This window comes from Psychrobacillus sp. NPDC096426 (assembly GCF_044762745.1).
Taxonomy (GTDB): domain Bacteria; phylum Bacillota; class Bacilli; order Bacillales_A; family Planococcaceae; genus Psychrobacillus.
The window spans coordinates 30200-51530 of record NZ_JBIWEX010000006.1; the positions used below are offsets into that span (position 1 = coordinate 30200).

Sequence of the window (21331 nt, forward strand, 5' to 3'; positions counted from 1 at the left end):
ATGAATGAGCGATCCATTGTTGGACCGTGTACCGCCACATAACCAAGAAGCTGAACAGTCTGTCCTCGGAGCAATATTTTTAGAACCACAAGCATTAATAACAGCTGCAGAAATCGTCATGCCGGAAGACTTTTACCGTGTAGCACATCAAAAGATATTCCAAACCATGCTACGGTTAAGTGATCAGGGGAAGGCTATAGACGTTGTAACTATAACCGAAGAGCTTTCAGCTAAAAAAGAGTTGGAAGATGTCGGAGGTATTTCATACATTAGTGAGATTGCCAATAGTGTTCCTACTGCAGCCAATATTGGTCACTATGCAAAGATAGTAGAAGAAAAGTCTATTTTGCGTCGACTTATTCGTGTGGCTACTACGATAGTAGAAGACGGATTTACGAGAGAAGACGAAGTAGAAGCCTTATTATCAGAAGCTGAAAGAAAAATGATGGAAGTCGCTAACCGAAAAAATGCTGGTGACTTTAAACATATTAAAGATGTGTTAGTAGAAACATATGATAACATCGAAAAGCTTCATTCACAAAAAGGTGAGGTTACGGGAATACCTACAGGATTTCGCGATTTAGATCGTATAACTGCTGGTTTCCAAAGAAATGACTTGATCATTGTAGCTGCACGTCCTTCGGTAGGGAAAACAGCATTTGCACTCAATGTAGCACAAAATGTAGCAACTAAGACGGATGAAAATGTTGCCATCTTTAGTTTGGAGATGGGAGCAGAACAATTAGTAATGCGTATACTCTGTGCAGAGGGAAATATAGATGCGCAAGTTCTTCGTACTGGTTCACTTACAACGGAAGACTGGCGTAAGCTTACGATGGCTATGGGAAGCTTATCAAACGCCGGTATTTATATCGATGATACGCCTGGTATTCGAGTAAATGAAATCCGAGCTAAATGCCGTCGATTAAAACAAGAATCTGGACTTGGAATGATTTTAATTGATTATTTACAACTTATTCAGGGAAGCGGTGGAAGCCAAGCAAACCGCCAACAAGAGGTTTCAGAAATTTCCCGTTCTCTAAAAGGTTTAGCTCGTGAACTAAAAGTACCAGTCATTGCACTTTCACAGCTATCTCGTGGAGTGGAACAACGACAAGATAAACGACCAATGATGTCCGATTTACGTGAATCTGGTTCGATTGAGCAAGATGCGGATATTGTATCTTTCTTATACCGTGAAGATTATTACGATAAAGAAACGGAAAATCAAAATATGATCGAAATTATTATTGCAAAACAACGTAACGGTCCAACCGGAACAGTAACGCTTGCTTTTGTGAAGGAATTTAACAAATTCGTTAATATTGATTGGAGCCAACATCAAGCTCCACCAGCATAACTATAACACGAACATAGTGTGGTGAATACCACTGAATGTTCGTGTTTTTCGTTTGAATTAGTTGACGATGATTTAGAGTATTGGTACAATTACACTGATTTTATTCAGGACATATTATGTCTGACGGAGGTGTCGGCAATGCCATCAGTAGTAGTTGTTGGAACACAGTGGGGAGACGAAGGAAAGGGAAAAATTACAGATTTTCTCTCTGAAAACTCGGAAGTAATCGCACGGTACCAAGGTGGAAATAACGCAGGCCATACCATTATTTTTGGAGGTAAAACGTACAAGCTTCATCTTATTCCTTCCGGTATTTTTTATCAGGACAAAATCTCTGTTATTGGAAACGGCATGGTAGTAGATCCACGGGCACTAGTGAAAGAAATAAATGGACTACATGATCGAGGGGTAAACACGGATAATTTACGTATTTCCAACCGGGCACATGTTATCCTTCCGTATCATATTAAACAAGATGAAGAAGAAGAAGCTCGTAAGGGTGCAAATAAGATCGGAACAACAGGTAAAGGTATTGGACCAGCCTATATGGACAAAGCGGCTCGTGTCGGTATACGTATTGCAGATCTTCTCGATTATGGAGTGTTTAAAGAAAAATTAGACCAGAACTTAGCTGAAAAAAATAGAATGTTCGAGAAGTTTTATGAAACAGAAGGCTTTACCGTTGAAGAGATTTTAGAAGAATTTTATAGCTATGGGCAAGAAATAGAGAAATACGTAACAGATACTTCAAAAGTATTAAACGACGCATTAGACGAAGGTCGTCGTGTACTTTTTGAAGGTGCTCAAGGGGTCATGTTAGATATTGACCAAGGAACATATCCATTTGTTACTTCTTCTAATCCTGTGGCTGGTGGGGTAACGATTGGCGCTGGAGTAGGACCAACTAAAATATCTCACGTAGTAGGAGTATGTAAAGCTTATACTTCTCGTGTAGGCGATGGACCATTTCCGACGGAGCTATTTGATGAAGTTGGTAGTCAAATTCGTGAAGTTGGGAAAGAGTATGGGACAACGACTGGTAGACCACGCAGAATTGGTTGGTTTGATACTGTAGTAATTAGACATGCTGCCCGAGTAAGCGGCTTAACAGATTTAACGGTTAACTCAATTGACGTTTTAACTGGTTTAGATACTCTGAAAATATGTACGGCTTATAAATACAAGGATGAATTAATCACGGAATATCCAGCAAATCTTCGTATGCTTGCGAAATGCGAACCGGTATATGAAGAGCTACCAGGCTGGAATGAAGATATTACAAAATGTAAAACGCTTGATGAACTACCAGCGAATGCTCGTCGTTATCTAGAGCGAATCGCACAACTAACCGGCGTGCAAATATCGATCTTTTCAGTTGGTCCGGATCGTACACAAACAAACATTATTTCGAGCGTTTGGAGATAATGAAACAAGTTAATGATTAATAAAAGCCGTCGAGAAGTAAACACTTTTTGACGGCTTTTTGTCGTTTTCTTCAAACATAGTGAAAAAATAGCGTTTTAAATCTTCTAATATGACAAATATAACAAAGAATTAAGTAAATTCATGTATAAAACATAGTTATTTTAGCAGAAAATAACATAAGCGAATCGATTAACTAGAAAAATAGATTATCTTTCTGCTATTTTTTTCAAGCTAATAGAATATATTGGAACTAATACTACAGTTTCTTTACAACTACTTGAATTAGTTCACTTCTCTATTTTAAATATGTTAAATTAAAGTAGTGTGAAAAATAGAGTAGATTGTAATTAGTTTGGAAGGGGCTTTACCATGTTTTTGAAAAGAAAGAATAAGGAACAGCAAATTCAACAAACTGTTCTGACAAACAGAAAATCAAGTATAGTGAAGAAAGCAACCGTATCAATTTTGCTCATTTCTAGTTTATCCTTTAATATCGCATTTGCAAATGAAGATGACAGTCATACGTTGAAAGAAATTTATCATATATATTCCAATGGACAATACGTAGGAGCATTATCTGATCAAACAGAAATGGAAACAATGATGGATCAGAAAGTTCTAGATTCGCGTTCCCAGTACAAGGATTTCTCTTTAAAAGCTGGCTCTAACTTATCGATTGTACCAGAACAAGTTTTTACAGCTTCCACAGATGATGAGGCAACACTTCAAAAACTAAATGAGCTAATAGAAGTAAAAGCAAAAGCATTTGCATTATCTGTTAATGACGAGATGGCGGTCTACGTCAAAGACTTAGATGCTTACCGAGATGCAGTACATAAGTTAAAGTTACATTTTGTTTCGGAAGAAGAGCTACAAGCAGTAGAAGCGCGAAAAGATTCTACTGAAACTTTACCCAAATTAAAAGAAAATGAAACTCGTATTATGGATTTAATTTTAAAAGAAAAAGTATCAGGTGTTACGGTTGATGTTAGTCCAGAACAAGTTGTTTCATCAGACGATGCAGTTAAACTGTTATTAGAAGGAACACTAGAACAAGAAACATATAAAGTAGCTGAAGGTGACGTATTAGGAACAATAGCTAGTAAGCATAATTTATCAACTTCTGAGCTTATGGCATTAAATCCAGGTGTTTCAGAATCTACAGTATTGCAAATAGGTCAAGAGTTAAATGTAACAGTCTTAAAACCACTTATTAACGTAGAAGTTCTATATGAAAAAAGAGCCGAGGAAGTCATCAAACATACGAAAAAAGTAGAAGAAACAGATGAAATGTATAAAGGTGATACAAAAGTAAAACAAGAAGGTTCGGATGGGAAGAAGATAGCTACTTATTTAGTCCGTAAAGAAAATGGCATAGAAGTAGGTCAATCCGTAATCGAAGAGACAATTCTTGAAGCACCTAAGGATCATATCGTTTTAAAAGGAACAAAGGTGATACCTTCTCGTGGTTCTGGTCAATTTGCTTGGCCAGCGGAAGGTGGATATATTTCAAGTAAAATGGGTTATCGTTGGGGTCGTCAGCATGAAGGGATAGATATTGCACGTCCTAATGGTTATACGATAAAGGCTTCAGACAATGGGGTTGTGGAAGCAGCAGGACAGGACGGAACATATGGTAACCGAGTAATTGTAAATCACCAAAATGGTTATAAAACGACGTATGCTCACCTTTCTTCTATAAGTGTCAGTGTAGGAGATGTTGTGCCACAAGGTTCTAAGTTAGGTGTAATGGGAAGTACGGGTCGTTCAACCGGTACACACTTGCATTTTGAAGTGGAGAAAAATGGTGTAACGATCAATCCATTATCTGTGTTAAACTAAAAAGGTAGAGACGGTCACTTGTTTGGCTGTCTCTTTTTTTAATTTCCTAGGAAATAATTCGACAAACATCGACTATAACATCTCTCATTACCAACTACTTCCTTCAAGGATGCGAAGAGTTGAAAAGAATGATAGAGTAAATACATTAAGAAAAAATTTATTTCTACAAACATATAGAGAAAAGTACGAAAGGGGATCCATATATGAGTAAAAAAATATTAGTAGTAGACGACGAGAAACCAATTGCAGATATACTGCAATTTAATCTAAAAAAAGAGGGTTACCAAGTATTTTGTGCCTATGATGGCGATGATGCATTAAAAAGAATTGAAGAGATACAACCAGATCTCATGTTATTAGATATAATGCTTCCAAATAGAGATGGTATGGAAGTTTGTCGAGAAGTAAGAAAAAAATATGATTTTCCCATCATCATGTTAACTGCAAAAGATTCAGAGATCGATAAAGTGCTCGGCTTGGAGCTAGGAGCAGATGACTATGTAACCAAGCCATTTAGTACAAGAGAGTTAATAGCAAGAGTGAAAGCAAATATGCGAAGACATCAAACGATACATGGCGATTCTGAAGTTACAACGAATGATATCGTAATAGGACCACTCACGATACAACCAGATGCTTATTTAGCATTAAAAAGGGATGTAACAATCGAACTGACCCATCGTGAATTTGAACTATTACATTATTTAGCGAAACATATTGGACAAGTGATGACCCGAGAGCATTTATTACAAACAGTATGGGGTTATGATTATTTTGGAGATGTTCGAACTGTAGACGTAACGATTCGTCGTCTGCGAGAGAAGATTGAAGATAATCCTAGTCATCCTACTTGGATTGTAACTAGAAGAGGCGTTGGTTATTATTTACGAAATCCTGAACAGGAGTAAACAAACAAATGCAAAAGGTTGGTTATTTTAAATCAATTCATATGAAAATTGTCTTTATCTATATATTACTAATAATTATTGCGATGCAAATTATTGGTTTATATTTTGTTCGAGAGTTGGAACAAACATTAAAAGATAATTTTCAAACATCCATAACGGATCGTGTAGGCATATTGGAATTTAGTGCAAGGGAAGAAATAATTAAAACTAGAAATGAAGAAGATTTAACTAAAGAACAAAGCCTACGCTCGATTCTGTCAGGTATAAATTCAGACGATATTAAAGAAGTACGTGTCATAGATGCAAGATATCAAATTTTAGCAACTTCGGATCTAAGCAACCAATCAATCGTTGGACAAAGATCCATGGATGAATTAGTGAAGCTATCCATAACAGCTGAAACTGAACAAAACAATATTTCGCTGGATAAAGAAACGCGTAAACGAATTTGGATTTTAGCAACACCGATCATCTATCAAGGAGAAGTAATTGGTTCTTTATATATCGAATCGAATATTGAAAATGTATTTGGACAGATGAATGAGATAAACCAAATTCTTGCTGGGGGAACAGCCGTTGCACTTGCGATAACTATTGTTCTTGGAATATTAATCGCACAAACGATTACTAGACCAATATCCGATATGAGAAAGCAAGCGCAAGCAATGGCGAAAGGGAATTATTCACGAAAAGTTCGGGTATATGGCAACGATGAAATCGGACAACTAGCTATTGCATTTAACCATTTAACGAACCGTTTACAAGAAGCGCAATCGACAACAGAAGCAGAGCGTAGAAAACTTGCATCGGTACTTGCCAATATGACGGATGGCGTTATTGCAACGGATCGCAAAGGAAGAGTTATCCTTATTAATGACCCAGCCATCAGGCTATTACGCATTCCGAGAGAAATGGTTTTAAATCGTCCTATTATATCGGTTCTTGGAATTGATTCTGCTCATTCATTTGAAGATTTAATCCATTTAAAGGAATCGATGAATTTAGATTTAAGTACACAGGAGCGCCCGTTTATATTACGTACAAACTTTTCCGTTATTCAAAAAGAGACAGGTTTTGTGAATGGATTAATCGCCGTGTTACACGATAATACGGAACAAGAAAAGATAGACATGGAACGAAGAGAATTTGTTGCAAATGTTTCGCATGAATTACGAACTCCACTAACGACGATGAGCAGTTATTTAGAAGCACTTACTGAAGGGGCATGGAAAGATGATGAAATTGCACCGACATTTTTACAAGTGACACAAACCGAAACACAACGAATGATTCGCCTAGTAAATGATTTGCTACAGTTATCTAAAATGGACAGTAGGGACTATGACTTGAACCGAGAAATTATGAATTTCAATCAATTTTTTAATCGAATAATAGACCGATTCGAACTTTCTAAATCTCAAAATGTTACTTTTCATCGGATGCTGTCAGATACATCTTATTATGTAGATATCGACACGGATAAACTAACACAAGTAATGGATAATATCATTTCGAATGCTATGAAATACTCCCCTGATGGAGGCAATATCCGATTTGGGGTTGCGGAGAAAGATAATATATTAACTGTGATGATTTCAGACGAAGGTATGGGGATACCTCCTGAAAATGTCAATCGAATTTTTGATCGCTTTTATCGCGTAGATCGTGCGAGAGCAAGGTCGATGGGTGGAACTGGTCTGGGACTTGCTATTGCCCGGGAAATGATAGAGGCACACGGTGGAAGGATTTGGGCAGAAAGTGAAGAAGGACATGGTACTACCATATTCTTTACATTAAAAGTTGAAATGGACGAGGAAGGTGAGTGGGATTGAAGTACATTGAACAAGTAAAATCAGTTATTTTACTCTTACTTATCTTGCTTAGTTTAACACTGACTTTTACGATATGGACATACTCTCCCTCATACGATACGAACGAAACCCCAGTGGTAGATATTGCGATTGCAGAAAAAAAGAAACTGGAAGACGTGGTGAAACCATATCGATTACTGCTTAGTCAAGAAGAGTTATTAAAGGGTTCCGATGATAAGCAAATCATTGATAATATATTAGATGTGATGAAAGAATGGGAAATTCAAACGGTAGAGCTTTTGAATAATCAAGCGAGTGATCAGCAAATAAATGATTATACGAAAACACCAAATCGGATTACATTCTTTTTTCCAGCGGAAGTGCCAATTAAAACATATGGCAATATCTTAACCTTTACGGATTATAATTTACCAAACGCTTCGTTCAATCGTTTAATCGTTGAATGGAGCGAAACTACTAGTGAAAAAATGCATATATATTTTATTAATGCGGTAACTAATAATGTCTATATGGCCAACATAGGGAAGGTTGATCGAGAAGACTTCATCAAACACGCCAAAAGACAAACGATGGATCAACCGGTGTATAATGAGATAGAGAGAGCAAATCGACTTTCACTTTATATTTCAGCAACCCCTAGAACAATGGCGAGCTATTCGTATTTTGTAGAAGAAATTGCGCCAGAGAAATTTAAAAATGCATTATTTACTAATCCAAGCCTTGTGCGCAGTAATCCATTAGGCGTAAGTGGGCAGGAGTATACGGATGATAGTGCACTGATGAACGTCGACTTTTTATATAAAAGATTAAGTTATGTACACCCAGCTTCAGAAAGTGATAGTGTTGGGAAACCGGACGAGCTCATTCAACAAAGTTTGAACTTCATCAATGAGCATAATGGATGGACAGACGATTATCGATATAGTCGTATGAATTCTTCTACTAAACAAGTAAGTTATCAGCTCTATTTTCATGGAGTACCCGTTTACAGTAAAGATACTGCAACCGAGATAACACAATATTGGGGAACGAATAGTGTATATCGGTATATTCGACCATATTATACGTTGGATGATTCTTCCCCTGAAGAAAGAGAAGTTCAGTTGCAATCTGGACAAGACATATATGACTTGATTTACTCCTTTTATGATAAAAAAGTTCAATCCATAGATGATATTGCAATAGGATACAGCTTGTCTCAGGACAGTCATCAGCCATTACTGAATCTAGAGCCTTCATGGTATTACTTAGCAAATGGTTCTTGGACTAGAATTACTCCAGAACTATTAGGAGGTGGCAAATTTGGATTGGAATAAAACTAAAACCATATTTATAATTGTGTTTTCCATTTTAAATGTGTTTTTATTTTCTCTTTATTTGAATAGGTACAATGATGCGCTGAATATAGAAGAGCAAAACGATACTCCTATTGAGGAAAGTCTTCTTTCAGATAATATTAAAGTGCCAAAAATAGAATCATTTATTCAAGAGGCATCGTATGTTTCTGGGAACGTACATCTCTTTAGGGTAGAAGAGTTAAATGAATTAACAAACCAGACCCTAGAAGTAAAAGACGGATATGAACTAATAGGCACATTCAAAGAGCCACTTCCAATAACAACCGAAAATTCGTTGGAAAAGCTAGTCAAAGAAAATGTTATCCGTGGTGATTCATACAGGTTATGGAAAATAGATGAAGAGGAACAATCTGCTACATTTTTTCAAGAAGTAAATGATCGGCTTGTGTACCACAATCAAAATGCACAAGTAATTGTATATTGGAATGATGAAAAAGAACTTCTTCGATATGAGCAATCGATATTGGACAATCTAGAAGATTACAATGAATCGAGAAAGTTAGTGTCGCCCACGTTTGTAATTAGAGTTTTGTATTCCAGCTCATTATTAAAAGCAGATTCGACTGTAAAAGATATTAAACTAGGGTATTCCACGTTAGCCCAACTAACGGAGACTCAAGTATTTGCACCAACTTGGTATGTACCAGTTGAACTTTCAGACGGGACGATGGAAGAGTATTTTGTTAATGCAGTAGAAGGAAGAGTTAGTGAAATCCCCAAAAAGACGGAACAACCTGAAGTAAAGTAAGGAGTTTTAACAATGAAGTTTAGTGTATTAGCAAGTGGGAGCAGTGGGAATGCTATTTATGTCGAAAGTGAGGAGCATTCTTTTTTAGTAGATGTAGGCTTAAGCGGTAAGAAAATGGAGCAACTTTTTTGTGAGATAGACCGAGATATGAAAAAGTTATCCGGCATTTTTATTACCCATGAGCATAGTGACCATATTAAGGGACTAGGTGTCGTTGCAAGAAAACATGGTATCCCTATTTATGCAAATGAAAAAACATGGCTAGCGATGGATCCCCTTATCGGTAAAGTGCCAGTTGAACAACGATTCCAATTTGATATGGAAACAGTTAAAACATTTGGAACGATGGATATCCAGTCATTTGCTGTATCGCACGATGCAGTGGATCCAATGTTTTATATTTTTCATGAAAATGGTCGTAAACTTGTCCTAATTACAGACACCGGGTACGTTAGCGACAGGATGAAAGGGCATATTAAAGGAGCAGATTCGTTTGTTTTTGAAAGTAACCACGATGTGAGTATGCTTCAAATGGGGCGGTATCCTTGGTCTATTAAAAGAAGAATATTAAGTGATGTTGGACATGTTTCCAACGAAGATGCAGCGGTAGCAATGAGCGAAGTAGTTGATACCAAGAACACCCATATTTATTTATCTCACTTAAGTAAAGATAATAACATGAAAGATCTTGCACGTATGAGTGTTGCGCAAACATTAAAATCTTGCGGAATTGTTGCAGGAGAATATGTACATCTACACGATACAGATGCAAATATTCCAACCGAATTAGTAACCGTTTAACCGGCGTAATTGATTATAAAAGGTTCCAAAGTTTAACTTTGGGACTTTTTTTATTTATCTTTAAAAGAATTTTCATCTTATTTTAATGTTAATTGGGTAAATTAACAGTACAAACAGTTATTTAAAAAGAAAGGAAGGCAGACGATGGACCCAAATAATCCATATGGACCACAAGAAGAATCGAAAGTAGAAGAGAACATAGTAGAAAAAAGAGCACCAAAAATGGAAAAGAAACGAGGTGCAGCTGGCTATTTCTTCAGTGCATTAGCGGGTGTATTAGTAGGTGCTTTACTTGTATGGTTTTTAATCCCTTCAGTCGTAACAAATTTACCAACAGACAACGCAGCGAATACTATAACAAAAACACAACAGCTTTCCGTAGATATAACAACAGATGTAACAAGTGCAGTAGAAAAGGCTTCACGGGCAGTTGTTGGTGTTTCCAATATCCAATCGGTTACGAATTTCTGGAGCCAGTCCCAATCAGAGCAGGAGGCTGGAACAGGTTCTGGCGTTATTTATAAAAAGGAAAATGGAAAAGCATACGTCATTACGAATCATCATGTAATTGAAAATGCCAAAGCAGTTGAGGTAACTCTAACGGATGGAGCAAAAGTGGATGCCAAATTAGTCGGAAGCGACATATGGACAGACTTGGCCGTTTTAGAAATTGACGATAAGGGTGTGGATACCGTTATCGAATTCGGAGATTCAGATGCGCTAAAGCAAGGGGAAACTGTTATTGCAATTGGTAACCCACTTGGATTGGATTTTTACGGTTCCGTTACTACCGGAGTTGTATCTGGTAAGGACCGTGCTATCCCCGTTGATATTAATGGAGATGGTATTGAAGATTGGCAAGCAGAGGTGTTACAAACAGATGCGGCGATTAACCCCGGTAATAGTGGTGGAGCTTTAATAAACCTTGCTGGTCAACTTGTAGGAATTAACTCTATGAAAATTTCTGAGGCTGCTGTTGAAGGAATGGGTCTCTCTATTCCAGTTAACTCTACCATTCCAATTATCGAAGACTTGGAGGCAAATGGAAAAGTAAATCGTCCGTCTATGGGGATTACATTGGTTGATGTAACAAATGTACCTGCTTTCCATCAACGGGAAACGTTAAAATTACCGGCTGAAGTAACAACTGGGGTTGTAGTAGATCAAGTAATAGAAAATACACCAGCAGCTTTAGGAGGTATGAAACCGTACGATGTTATTGTAGAAATGGACGGTCAAAAAATAGAAAACACGATTGACTTAAGAAAACATTTATATAATGAAAAAGAAATTGGCGATGAAATGAAACTAAAAGTATATCGCCAAGGTAACTTAGTGGAAATAACGATTATGTTAAAAGAAACGGATACATTATAAACATGTGGATAACTGCACTTTGTAAATAAAAGATTTACACAGCGAGTAGGAAAAGAAAAGCTGTTCTTTCCTACTCGTTTTTCTTTTGATAAAATAGACTGTGGATAAGAATGGACGATTTGTGCATAACTAATTAAATTATTCGGAAAACGAAAGGAAGTTAAAAATTGAAATTATTTAGCTGTGAAACTCATATAAATCAAGCTTTAGACATGTTTGTGGCGGAGCATAAAACCTTCCCAATGCTAGAAAAATTAAAAGAGGAAGAAAAGTTATCCACAAAATGTACATACTGTGATGTCGCAGCAGTATATATTGTAGAAAAGGAAAAATGAGACACAATATGTAGATAAGTGTTGTGGATATGTGCATAAGTTATGTGTATAACTTGTTTGTAAACGGAAAGTAAAGGTGGATAACTTGTGAATATACAAATTGTATCGGTTGGGAAATTAAAAGAAAAATATTTAAAATTGGGGATAGAGGAATATACAAAGCGATTAGGTAGCTATGCAAAAATCGAGTTAGTGGAAGTACCTGATGAAAAAGCACCGGAAAATTTAAGTGATGCAGATATGGAAATCGTGAAGAAGAAAGAAGGAGACCGCATTCTTTCAAAAATCGGAGCGGATACTTATGTCATTGCACTTGCGATTGAAGGAAAGATGAAGTCATCTGAACAACTTGCTAGCGATATAGAATCTTTAATGACATATGGCCGAAGCAAAATCGCATTTGTTATTGGAGGATCACTTGGTTTGCATGACGATGTAATGAAACGTTCTGATGAAAAACTGTCTTTTAGTAAAATGACATTACCGCATCAGTTGATGAAGTTGGTGTTGGTGGAGCAGATTTATCGGAGTTTTAGGATTATGAAGGGTGAACCGTACCATAAATAAATGAGGTATTTTAGATCGTAGGCATTTTAGGCATTATTCGCGACAAAGAGAAACACTTTTAGAAAAATATAAAATAAAAAAATTTGACTAATAATTTACTATACTCAAAGTGGTCGATCTACTTTTATTAAGTTAATACAAATTTGGTAGTCCACCACATAATAGTTCTAGTGTCAGACTTTTTTAGCTTTTAACCCTACAAGATCCTGGGATCTTGTAGGGTTTCTTTAATAAGAGTTATTATTCCTAGATTAATGAATATTTTACTCCATACATGTTTATATACACGCTATCATATACATTTGAAAATGGGCTGATTTTATAAAATCCTAACCTTCATGCAGAATTCGGAGTTCGGATACTAAGCAAGTAATTATATTTCTAATGAGTAAAGGTGATAAAGGGAGGATCAAGATGTATCTAACTGAACGTGAAAAGGATGGGTTACTGATTGTAGTTGCTGCGAATTTGGCAAAAAAAAGAAGACAAGAAGGTTTGAAACTGAATTATCCCGAAGCAGTGGCGTTGATTACATATGAAATAATGGAAATGGCAAGAAGGGGAGGTAAAACAGTACCGGAAATGGAAAACGCCGGAAGAAAGATTTTAAGAGAAGAGGATGTAATGGATGGTGTTGCATTCATGGTCAAACAGATCAATGTAGAAGCGACTTTTCCAGATGGAACACAACTAGTCGTAATTTATAACCCTATTCAACCATGATAAAGGGCTATTAGCCATAATCGAAAGGAGAACGTGCATTGAAACCAGGTGAATATATTTTAAAAAAGGGCTCAATTCCTATTAATGCAGGAAGAGAAACCCGGCTGATTAAAGTGGTTAATAGAGGGGATCGCCCAATCTTTGTCGGTTCGCATTATCATTTCTATGAGACGGATCCAGGATTGGAATTTAACAGAGAGCTTGCCAAAGGAATGCGTTTGAATATTGCCTCTGGAGAAAATGTGCAATTCCCACCAGGAGAAATAAAAGAAGTTGAGCTTGTAGAAATTGGCGGGCGTAAGGAAGTTTATGGTTTTAGAGGATATGTAAATGGACCTGTTAAAAGCATAGCTTCCCCAACAATAAGTGAGAAAAGCATTTCAAAGGAAAATTATGTCAAGAAATATGGTCCGACTGTGGGTGATAAAGTTCGTTTAGCTGATACGAATCTTGTGATAGAAGTGGAAATGGATTATACCGTGTATGGAGAGGAATTAAGGTTTGGAATGGGGCAAACGGTACGTAGTGGAATGGGGATGTCTGCACGAGCAACAAGGAAAGAATCCCTTGACCTTATCATTACCAATGCCCTTATTGTAGATTACTGGGGCATTATTAAGGCGGACATTGGCATAAGAAATGGGCGCATTCATGGAATTGGTAAAGGTGGAAACCCCGATTACATGGATGGAATTAGCCCGAATATGATTGTTGGAACATCAACAGAAGTCATTTCCGGTGAAGGAATGATTGTTACAGCTGGAGGAGTTGACTCCCATGTTCACCAAGTATCTCCTGAGATTGTCCTAATTGCTTTGCAAAGTGGAGTTACAACACTGCTTGGAGGCGGAACAGGTCCTGCGACTGGAACAAGGGCGACCAATATTTCCCCAGGTAAGTGGAATATTCAAAGAATGCTAGAAGCGTATGAAGCATTCCCAGTCAACGTTGGGATATGGGGAAAGGGTAATGCGTGGTCGCTTAAACCGTTGGAGGAGCAGATTCTAAACGGGGCGGCTGGATTCAAAATTCATGAGGATTGGGGAGCAACACCTGCAGTGATTGATAGTTGTCTTAAGGTAGCTGATGAGTACGATGTCCAAGTGTCGATCCATACCGATTCATTAAACGAATCCGGGCATGTTGAAAGTACGATAAGTGCGATCAACGGTAGGGCGATTCATACGTATCATACGGAAGGGGCTGGTGGGGGGCATGCACCTGATATTATGGAAATTGCCAAAGAAAGCTATGTGATGCCAGGTTCGACAACACCGACTCGTCCATTCACCATTAATACTGCTGCCTCCAATTTGGACATGGTCTTTGTGGCTCATCATTTAAATAGGGATGATCCCACCCAAATAGCGATGGCGGAAGCAAGAATACGTCCAGAAACACAGGGGGCAGAAGGAATTCTCCATGATTTAGGCGTGTTAAGTATAATGGGCTCAGATTCTATGGCGATGGGACATATGGGGGAGATGATTACGAGAACATGGCAAACCGCTTCCGTTATGAAAGCTAAGTTTGGTCCTTTAAAGGAAGAACAAGGTGATAACGACAATTTTCGGGTCAAACGGTATGTCGCAAAGTATACGATAAACCCCGCAATTACACATGGTATATCGTATGTCGTAGGCTCCATTGAGTTGGGGAAATTGGCTGATCTTGTCCTATGGAAGCCAGAATTTTTTGGAGTCAAACCAGATATGGTGGTAAAAGGAGGGGTTATTGTATCTAGTGTTATTGGAAATGGAAATGGGTCTATTGCAGAAGTTCAACCGATTACGTATCGACAAATGTTCGGCTCTTTTGGAAAAGTGCCAAAAAACATCTCGATTACATTTATGTCTCAAGCTGCAATTGACTGGAATGTTCCTCAGAAATTAGGTCTTGAGAAGATAATTGCTCCTATCCGCAATACTCGTACGATCGGCAAGAAAGATATGATCCTAAACAATGAGACGCCAAACATCGAAATCGATCCAGAAACATTTGTTGTATACCTCGATGGAGTGCCAATACATAATCCCCCTGTTGACCGTGTTCCAATGGGGCAACGTTATTTCTTATTTTAGGGGGTTGTGATGGAAAAGACTTATTTTCTTTTTCAACTTGTCGATTCGGCTTTTCCAACCGGAGCATTTTCCCATTCGTTTGGTTTAGAAACAACTTTTCAAGAAAATAAAATTAACAAGCCCATTGAACTTTATAGCTGGTTAAAGACTTATATATCTGGAAGTCTAGCACCTACAGAAGGAGTTGTTGTGTATCTTATCTATCAAGCGAAAATAAAAGACTTCCTTAAGCAAGAAAAATCAGAAGACACCGAGAAATATATTCAACGGCTAGATCGGAAATTAACAGTAAGTAAAATGTCATCGGAATCGCGAAACGGCGGGATTAAGATAGGAAAAAGATATTTAAAGAATGTTCATACATTATATCCGCAATCAGGGCTTATACAGTATTCACGCTGGATTGATGATCAGCTTTGTTTTGGAAATGCTGCGATTGTCCATGGCTGGATCACTGCTTATTTAGAGGTTCAGGCTGAATTATCGGTGTTCACACATCTCTATGTAAATGTTAATAATTTGTTACAAAGTGCGATACGGCTCACTGTAATTGGTCAAACTGCAGCACAGATGATTTTGCAAAAACTGTACCCTTTTTTAGTAGAAGAAACAGAGAAAATTATTCAGTCATGTCCGAATGAAGACGAATTATTCACATATTCTATTATTCAAGAAATTGAAGCGATGCGACATGAAACGCTATACTCAAGGCTATTTATGTCATGAGACATAACGCTCTTTCTCTAAATTGTTAGGATATCGCACACTATAAACTTCATAAAAAAATTGAGGAGTGAAAATAATGGGTCATCACCATGATTTTAATTGGAATTATCAAGAGTTCAAAGGGGATCGACCAATGCGAATTGGGGTTGGAGGACCTGTTGGTTCGGGGAAGACCGCTCTTGTTCAAAGTTTGGCGTCTGTTTTAAAAGAAAGCTATCAAGTTGGTGTCATCACCAATGACATTTATACGAAAGAAGATGGCGAGTTTTTGATAAAGAGTGGCGTGCTTCCAGCGCATCATATCATCGCAGTTGAAACGGGTGGGTGTCCTCATACGGCCATTCGGGAAGACATTTCTATGAATCTAGAAGCGGCAGAGGAACTAACAAAGAAAATCGATAAGCTTGACTTGATTTTTATCGAAAGTGGTGGCGACAATCTTGCTGCAGCATTTAGTGGGGAATTGGCAGATGTTTTTCTTTATATCATTGATGTTGCCCAAGGTGGCGATATTCCAAGAAAGGGGGGACCTGGGATTAAGCAATCAGATCTCCTAATTATCAATAAAATTGATTTGGCTCCTTATGTTGGTGTGGATTTGCATTTGATGGAGGTCGATTGTCAAAAACAACGAAACGAAAAACGGACCTTTTTTACAAATATGAAAGAAGGAATAGGCGTGTCAGAGATTGCAAATTGGATCGTTCAAGAATATGTTGGGGAGAGGTAATCTGCAACGTGGGAATGACTGGAGAATGGAAAGGAACCATTAGCGTGATAGGAGAAAAAAATTATCTAATCGATTCCTTTCGCCGTCCCCCTTTAAACGTAGTGAATTTTACGGGAGAAGACGGTGAAAGTATCGTATATTTAGCCTCAAGCTCTCCTGGACTGTTTAACGGAGACGAACAAGAAATTTCCTGCCGATTAATGGAAGGGGCGCATTTATTTTTAACCGATGTGTCTGCAACCGAGTTACATCCGTCTTTAACGCAACAGGAATGCCGGCAGAATCAGATTTTCCAATTGGGCAAAAATAGCAAATTTGAATATATGCCAGAACCGTTGATTCCTTTTAAAGGGTCGAATTATGCCGGGAAAATGTCTATTTATATGACGGAGGGAGCGCAAGCGATAGTAGGGGAGATGATTACAGCTGGTAGGGTAGGCAGAGATGAGATCTTTGAATATCAATGTTTGCAATCAAGATTCGAAATGTACTGGGATGAGCAATTGCAAGTATGGGATTCGATTCGCCTTACGCCAGAATCGAATCTAAAAGAAAATGGGGTTTTAGGCGATTTCACCCATATGAGCACATTATGGATACTGTCTGAGCAAATCAATACTGACCACTTGCAACATATACAAAATGAGATTCTTAAAGACGATGAGCTATCAGATGTATATGGTGGGGCAAGCTTTTTGGAAAATAAGGGAATAGTAATTCGTTTACTAGGTCATTCTGTGCAAACTTTGCAAAAGACTCTTAAAGCCTGTTGGAATTATTTTCGATTAGAACTTTTTCACTTGCAGCCACTTGATGTATTGAAATAAAAGTTTTGCAGCTTTCATTGGATATTACCATAATCGGTGGTCTAACGGGTTCGACATTAAAGCGTTTCAAATCTAGTTACGAGAAAGTTTTAAGCATTAGCAACTAAGTGAGTCCATTTTGCCAGATAAAAAGTCCAATTTCCAAAGAACATTTAAAGGAAATTGGACTTATCTTTAGTAGGGTAATTGAATTCTTACATAAGTATTCTAAATTTTATTCGTGAGAGGGTTTCTCAAATGTGAAATACCCACACGACAATTGGTCCTAAAAAGGAGCCAATGATCGCACACAATGTCATCGTAACAGAGCTCATCGAAAAGGTAAGTTCACTGTATTCGGCAGCTTTAGAAGTTCCCATGGCATGTGATGCACTACCAAGAGCGATACCTCTACCGATGGGGCTATGCACTCGCATAATTTTGAAGATAGTAGGAGCTACTATTGCACCAAAGATCCCTGCAATCATAACGCCAACAATTGCCATCGAGGTATTTCCTCCCAATCCTTTAGATACTTCTATTGCAACAGGAGTAGTAAGGGATTTAGGGATAATAGAAAGAATTAATGTGTGATCTATCCCGATTATCTTAGCTAGGAGGCCAACACTGACCATTCCAGAAATTGCACCTATCAAAACTCCTCCTAATATAGGGAATAAGTTATTTATTAAAAAATGACGTTGCTTATACAAAGGGTAAGCAAGTGCTACAACGGATGGACCTAAGAGGGAACTAATCCATTGTCCACCAATCATATAGTTTTTATAAGGAATATGAAACACTAAAAGGATAACGATAATAAGAGTAGTTGCAGTTAGAACCGGAATTAAAAAGGAGTAAGAATACTTTTTATATAATTGAGTCATGAAAAAATAAGCCACAAAGGTTAATAATATCATGCAGAATGCGAAGAGAACTTGTTGCATTTCTTATCATCCTTTCTTTTTTGAGCTTTTTTTTCCAAAAATTGACTTGCTTTACCTGTTATAGCAATGGAGATGGTAGTACTTAATAGAACGGCTATAACGAGCAATGCACCTTGAATAGAAAGTAAGGAAGGATAGTTCATGATACCAACTGTTGATGGAATAAAAAATATCATTAATGTACTTAACAGAAAACTTGCCCCATTCTCTATATACTTTATTGGAACTATTTTTAAGCATAAACAAATGAAAAGAAATAGGAGAGCTATTATACTACCCGGAATGACTAGGTGAAATAGGTTGTGAATAACGGTTCCGATGTAGGAAAAAATAAATAAAATACATATTTGCAAAAGGATATTGAGAATTTTTTTCATGCTGTGTTGCTCCTCTTTTAGGTAGCAACTTCCCTTCTTTCGTTTAAAATTGACTAAAAAATGAACATCATCATACATAGCAAAATGAATGATTCTAACCTTTTCGTCTTTTCCTTTTACTCCTTAAGATTTGCTATTATGCTGCTATATGTGTTATCAAGATGGCTCAAAACAGCATCTGTTGTCTGGCGTAAATTTCTTGCTCTTAGCCCCTCAATAATTAATTTATGTTCGTAATGAGCCTTCTCTAAGCTTAATCCTGTCTTTAATGCAGCGAATCCATACCAATTAAAATGGTCAATGAGGTTTTGAATTAATTGATGTAGTCGATTATTTTGACTTAACTCCGCTAGAAACAAGTGAAAAGAAGTATCATAGTACACAAACTTTATAGGATCTTCCTTAAAGTTGGATAGTTGTTTATCCATCTTCTCAATCTTATAGATAGTTTCATCATCGAGAAGAGGAATCAGTAGTTCGATGACCAATACTTCATTAGCCTTTCGCAGCTGGAAAACTTCATTAACATCGTGTCTATTAATGGTTTTTACCAAAATCCCTTTTCTTGGTACAGATTGAATCCAACCTTCAAGTTCAAGCTGTTGCAAAGCTAATTTTAATGGGGTACGGCTAATACCAAGGCTTTCACTAAGTGAACGTTCATATAACATGGATCCAGGTTCGACTTTGTGTTGAATGATTCCTTTTTTAATTTCTATATATGCATGATCCTTAAATAATTGAGGTTGTTCCGCTTTTAAGAAGCTCATCAGTTTTCACCCTTTTTCATAATAGTAGTTAGATCTTAAGGGATTTTCGATATTGTTGGTAATCTACCGAAAAGAGGAAAAGAATTTTTGGTATCTGGTATACCAGATACCAATGAAAATAGTATATCATTGGTTTCATCTTTTTACAACCTTTGATAAAGGTTAGAAGACTCTATCTATTGATTGAGAGTTAAATGGGGGTATAAAATAATGAGAGACCATTGTTAAACGGTCCCTCATTGTTTTTATTAAACTTGTATTTCACTCATTAATGCATGAATATTACTCTCTGAGTCTTTAAAAAACGCCATCCACGTTTCTGTATTTTCCATTTTTGCTACAATATGTGGTTCATCGATAAAAATAACTTCTTTATTTACTAGGTCTTGATACGTTTTTTTTATATTTTCCACTTGAAAATAAATAACTGAACTAGAATAAGCAAATTGCTCTTTTTCTGGTAGGCTTAATAGGAGTCGTAGTCCGTTACATTCAAAGAAGGCCATACTATTAGTATTAAACAAAAGAGAAAGACCAAGTTTATCTTTATAAAAGTGTATTGCTTTTTCTAACTCTTTAACTGGTACCCCAATTTGTCCGACTTTTTGAATCATACTTTTATTCAATGAGAATATCCCCTTTCAAATATCATTTCATTATAAGAATATACGAATCAACTTAGCATTTCTTATCCAAAATCACCTTTTTTCTAAATTCAATAGGAGAAACCCCCACATGCTGTTTAAACATCTTGCTAAAAGATACTGGGTTTTGTAATCCAATTTCAAATGTTATATCAGTCATATTAAAATCTAGTTGTGTTAATAGTTTTTTTGCTTTTAGTATTCTAAACTCTGAAATATGTTGGAAAGGAGTTCTCCCATATATTTGAGAGTAAGTTCTTAGTAAATGGTTTGGAGATAGGCAGGCAACCTGTGCTATTTCGTTTAATTTAATTGGTTTATTGTAAAAAGACCTTATGTAATCATGGGCGGTACTAATCCTTCTATATAATTCTTCACGTGTAGAATTACGTATTGCACTCAATGTATCTACTTCCATTAAAGTATTTAAATGTCCGCTTAAAATAGTTTGCATTAACTTGTGGAATTGTTCTTCATAACCAACTGGATCATTCTCGAGAAGAGGTAAGCTTTCTTTAAAATTATGTATTTGAGAAGAAAGAGTTTTACTAGTATGATATGTTTTTTCAAAGAATCCGATAGAACTCATATCCTTAAAAGGATCACTTAGAAGTTTATCGTTTGATTCCCTAAATGATCTTAGTACTTCCTCTGCAAATCCATCTTTAAAGAATAAACAAAAAGATTCCACTTCCTTATTTTCTTCAATTGAAATTGTGTAATCTCCTTCATTAAGCAGTAAGTATCTACTCTCCTCCACAGCAAAAAAACCTTTACTGGTCTTGTAATGTGCTTTCCCATTAGAGAATGTCTTAATAGATAGTTGGCCGTTTCCTTCCCAGTAAAATTGATTGCTTCTTGCATGTAAAACAAAATTTGTTGAAGCATTATCATTCATAATACGACCTCCATAAAAGTGCTGTAATTTACAGATATATTAATTATACAGAATAATGGAAAATATTACTTATGAA

At 36.8% G+C, this 21331-nt stretch carries 21 protein-coding genes; 16 read left to right on the forward strand and 5 right to left on the reverse strand.

The genetic code is table 11. The features are described 5' to 3' along the window. The first annotated feature begins 4 nt into the window (after window positions 1-4). From dnaB to ACIQYS_RS06705, 16 genes are all read left to right on the forward strand, one after another. A complete protein-coding gene (gene dnaB / locus ACIQYS_RS06630; protein ID WP_402976482.1) occupies window positions 5-1360 on the forward strand; it encodes a replicative DNA helicase in 1356 nt (451 codons plus the stop codon). Window positions 1361-1498: 138 nt separating this feature from the next. Continuing rightward, complete coding sequence (locus ACIQYS_RS06635; RefSeq protein WP_402976485.1) at window positions 1499-2785, forward strand: adenylosuccinate synthase; 1287 nt, start codon at window positions 1499-1501, stop codon at window positions 2783-2785. A 369-nt stretch (window positions 2786-3154) separates the two neighbouring features. Next, the gene (locus ACIQYS_RS06640; protein WP_402976488.1) at window positions 3155-4627 is read left to right on the forward strand and encodes a peptidoglycan DD-metalloendopeptidase family protein; all 1473 of its coding nucleotides are present in this window, start codon (window positions 3155-3157) and stop codon (window positions 4625-4627) included. A gap of 203 nt (window positions 4628-4830) precedes the next feature. Then, window positions 4831-5535, forward strand: coding sequence for a response regulator YycF (yycF, locus tag ACIQYS_RS06645; protein WP_402976491.1), 705 nt, complete (start codon window positions 4831-4833; stop codon window positions 5533-5535). An 8-nt stretch (window positions 5536-5543) separates the two neighbouring features. Next, window positions 5544-7367, forward strand: a complete 1824-nt coding sequence (gene walK, locus ACIQYS_RS06650) for a cell wall metabolism sensor histidine kinase WalK (RefSeq protein ID WP_402976494.1) — start codon at window positions 5544-5546, stop codon at window positions 7365-7367. Next, window positions 7358-8683, forward strand: coding sequence for a YycH family regulatory protein (locus ACIQYS_RS06655; protein WP_402976498.1), 1326 nt, complete (start codon window positions 7358-7360; stop codon window positions 8681-8683). Before walK ends, ACIQYS_RS06655 begins: the two co-directional genes overlap by 10 nt. After that, window positions 8661-9473, forward strand: a complete 813-nt coding sequence (locus tag ACIQYS_RS06660) for a two-component system regulatory protein YycI (RefSeq protein ID WP_402976505.1) — start codon at window positions 8661-8663, stop codon at window positions 9471-9473. Before ACIQYS_RS06655 ends, ACIQYS_RS06660 begins: the two co-directional genes overlap by 23 nt. A gap of 12 nt (window positions 9474-9485) precedes the next feature. Beyond that, window positions 9486-10274 (forward strand): MBL fold metallo-hydrolase, encoded by a 789-nt coding sequence (locus ACIQYS_RS06665; RefSeq protein WP_402976508.1) that lies wholly within the window; start codon window positions 9486-9488, stop codon window positions 10272-10274. Window positions 10275-10418: 144 nt separating this feature from the next. Then, window positions 10419-11651 (forward strand): S1C family serine protease, encoded by a 1233-nt coding sequence (locus ACIQYS_RS06670; RefSeq protein WP_402976511.1) that lies wholly within the window; start codon window positions 10419-10421, stop codon window positions 11649-11651. Window positions 11652-11818: 167 nt separating this feature from the next. Further along, complete coding sequence (locus ACIQYS_RS06675; RefSeq protein WP_402976518.1) at window positions 11819-11986, forward strand: CxxH/CxxC protein; 168 nt, start codon at window positions 11819-11821, stop codon at window positions 11984-11986. 87 nt (window positions 11987-12073) lie between these two features. Beyond that, window positions 12074-12553 carry a 23S rRNA (pseudouridine(1915)-N(3))-methyltransferase RlmH gene (gene rlmH, locus ACIQYS_RS06680; protein WP_402976522.1) on the forward strand — a complete coding sequence of 160 codons (480 nt, stop codon included), beginning with the start codon at window positions 12074-12076 and terminating at the stop codon, window positions 12551-12553. A 414-nt stretch (window positions 12554-12967) separates the two neighbouring features. Further along, window positions 12968-13276, forward strand: coding sequence for an urease subunit gamma (locus tag ACIQYS_RS06685; RefSeq protein ID WP_402976525.1), 309 nt, complete (start codon window positions 12968-12970; stop codon window positions 13274-13276). Window positions 13277-13314: 38 nt separating this feature from the next. Further along, window positions 13315-15357: an urease subunit alpha gene (gene ureC, locus ACIQYS_RS06690; protein ID WP_402976528.1), complete on the forward strand. Its 2043-nt coding sequence runs from the start codon at window positions 13315-13317 to the stop codon at window positions 15355-15357. Window positions 15358-15366: 9 nt separating this feature from the next. Then, entirely contained in the window at window positions 15367-16083 is a 717-nt protein-coding gene (locus ACIQYS_RS06695) for an urease accessory protein UreF (protein ID WP_402976531.1), read from the forward strand. Window positions 16084-16159: 76 nt separating this feature from the next. Then, window positions 16160-16813 carry an urease accessory protein UreG gene (ureG, locus tag ACIQYS_RS06700; RefSeq protein WP_402976534.1) on the forward strand — a complete coding sequence of 218 codons (654 nt, stop codon included), beginning with the start codon at window positions 16160-16162 and terminating at the stop codon, window positions 16811-16813. Window positions 16814-16827: 14 nt separating this feature from the next. After that, complete coding sequence (locus ACIQYS_RS06705; RefSeq protein WP_402976964.1) at window positions 16828-17640, forward strand: urease accessory protein UreD; 813 nt, start codon at window positions 16828-16830, stop codon at window positions 17638-17640. Window positions 17641-17873: 233 nt separating this feature from the next. Here ACIQYS_RS06705 and ACIQYS_RS06710 read toward each other — a convergent pair whose 3' ends face one another. From ACIQYS_RS06710 to ACIQYS_RS06730, 5 genes are all read right to left on the reverse strand, one after another. Beyond that, entirely contained in the window at window positions 17874-18566 is a 693-nt protein-coding gene (locus ACIQYS_RS06710; RefSeq protein ID WP_402976537.1) for an LrgB family protein, read from the reverse strand. Beyond that, window positions 18536-18943 carry a CidA/LrgA family protein gene (locus tag ACIQYS_RS06715; protein WP_402976540.1) on the reverse strand — a complete coding sequence of 136 codons (408 nt, stop codon included), beginning with the start codon at window positions 18941-18943 and terminating at the stop codon, window positions 18536-18538. Before ACIQYS_RS06715 ends, ACIQYS_RS06710 begins: the two co-directional genes overlap by 31 nt. Before the next feature lie 116 nt (window positions 18944-19059). Continuing rightward, the gene (locus ACIQYS_RS06720; RefSeq protein WP_402976543.1) at window positions 19060-19713 is read right to left on the reverse strand and encodes a GntR family transcriptional regulator; all 654 of its coding nucleotides are present in this window, start codon (window positions 19711-19713) and stop codon (window positions 19060-19062) included. 248 nt (window positions 19714-19961) lie between these two features. Beyond that, window positions 19962-20327 (reverse strand): VOC family protein, encoded by a 366-nt coding sequence (locus tag ACIQYS_RS06725; RefSeq protein ID WP_402976967.1) that lies wholly within the window; start codon window positions 20325-20327, stop codon window positions 19962-19964. Between the two features lie 64 nt (window positions 20328-20391). Next, window positions 20392-21255 (reverse strand): helix-turn-helix domain-containing protein, encoded by an 864-nt coding sequence (locus ACIQYS_RS06730; RefSeq protein ID WP_402976546.1) that lies wholly within the window; start codon window positions 21253-21255, stop codon window positions 20392-20394. Window positions 21256-21331 lie beyond the last annotated feature (76 nt).

Excerpts from the sequence above, each read along its gene's own strand:
- dnaB (WP_402976482.1), top strand. The coding sequence starts at position 5 with ATGAGCGATCCATTGTTGGACCGTGTACCGCCACATAACCAAGAAGCT.
- ACIQYS_RS06635 (WP_402976485.1), top strand. The coding sequence starts at position 1,499 with ATGCCATCAGTAGTAGTTGTTGGAACACAGTGGGGAGACGAAGGAAAG.
- ACIQYS_RS06640 (WP_402976488.1), top strand. The coding sequence starts at position 3,155 with ATGTTTTTGAAAAGAAAGAATAAGGAACAGCAAATTCAACAAACTGTT.
- yycF (WP_402976491.1), top strand. The coding sequence starts at position 4,831 with ATGAGTAAAAAAATATTAGTAGTAGACGACGAGAAACCAATTGCAGAT.
- walK (WP_402976494.1), top strand. The coding sequence starts at position 5,544 with ATGCAAAAGGTTGGTTATTTTAAATCAATTCATATGAAAATTGTCTTT.
- ACIQYS_RS06665 (WP_402976508.1), top strand. The coding sequence starts at position 9,486 with ATGAAGTTTAGTGTATTAGCAAGTGGGAGCAGTGGGAATGCTATTTAT.
- ACIQYS_RS06670 (WP_402976511.1), top strand. The coding sequence starts at position 10,419 with ATGGACCCAAATAATCCATATGGACCACAAGAAGAATCGAAAGTAGAA.
- ACIQYS_RS06685 (WP_402976525.1), top strand. The coding sequence starts at position 12,968 with ATGTATCTAACTGAACGTGAAAAGGATGGGTTACTGATTGTAGTTGCT.
- ACIQYS_RS06695 (WP_402976531.1), top strand. The coding sequence starts at position 15,367 with ATGGAAAAGACTTATTTTCTTTTTCAACTTGTCGATTCGGCTTTTCCA.
- ureG (WP_402976534.1), top strand. The coding sequence starts at position 16,160 with ATGGGTCATCACCATGATTTTAATTGGAATTATCAAGAGTTCAAAGGG.
- ACIQYS_RS06705 (WP_402976964.1), top strand. The coding sequence starts at position 16,828 with ATGACTGGAGAATGGAAAGGAACCATTAGCGTGATAGGAGAAAAAAAT.
- ACIQYS_RS06710 (WP_402976537.1), bottom strand. The coding sequence starts at position 18,566 with ATGCAACAAGTTCTCTTCGCATTCTGCATGATATTATTAACCTTTGTG.
- ACIQYS_RS06715 (WP_402976540.1), bottom strand. The coding sequence starts at position 18,943 with ATGAAAAAAATTCTCAATATCCTTTTGCAAATATGTATTTTATTTATT.
- ACIQYS_RS06720 (WP_402976543.1), bottom strand. The coding sequence starts at position 19,713 with ATGAGCTTCTTAAAAGCGGAACAACCTCAATTATTTAAGGATCATGCA.
- ACIQYS_RS06725 (WP_402976967.1), bottom strand. The coding sequence starts at position 20,327 with ATGATTCAAAAAGTCGGACAAATTGGGGTACCAGTTAAAGAGTTAGAA.
- ACIQYS_RS06730 (WP_402976546.1), bottom strand. The coding sequence starts at position 21,255 with ATGAATGATAATGCTTCAACAAATTTTGTTTTACATGCAAGAAGCAAT.